This window comes from Lactobacillus sp. CA30L, assembly GCF_059900845.1.
This window is the reverse complement of the sequence record NZ_JBWXGB010000033.1, coordinates 1-401: the sequence shown is the minus strand read 5'-3', so window position 1 is coordinate 401 and position 401 is coordinate 1. Positions and strand designations below refer to the sequence as shown.

Here is a 401-nt window from a genome sequence, read left to right as displayed (position 1 = left end):
TCATAATATCTTGAAACATCACCGGCCAGTTTAATTTTAATGGCTTCTAATTGTAAATTTTTTCCAGTTGTGCCAGACAATGCCCCATTAGCTTTATAATCTTGCCATCCGATATTTTGGATGTGCGTAGAGTATTCTATATTTCCAGCTAGAGCAGCATCACTCAGGTTGATTTTGATTGCTTCCAGTTGTAAATTTTTCCCACTTGTACCAGCTATTTCGCCATTCTTGACAACCCCTTGCCAACCAATATTTTGCACGTGTGTTTGATAATTGACAGTTGGTTTGATTTCATCTGGACGTTTTGCTTCATTTCCAATTAAAAAGGCTTTTCCATTTCCTTCAGGTGCCGCTTCGCCCTTCTTCACTAATTTAATTTGAATGGCTTCTAATCTTTTAGC

General features: G+C 37.7%; 1 pseudogene. It reads right to left on the bottom strand.

Annotation, left to right across the window (positions count from 1 at the left end):
* Positions 1 to 401, bottom strand: a pseudogene (locus tag AC2JF8_RS09335) (C39 family peptidase); the annotation flags it as partial.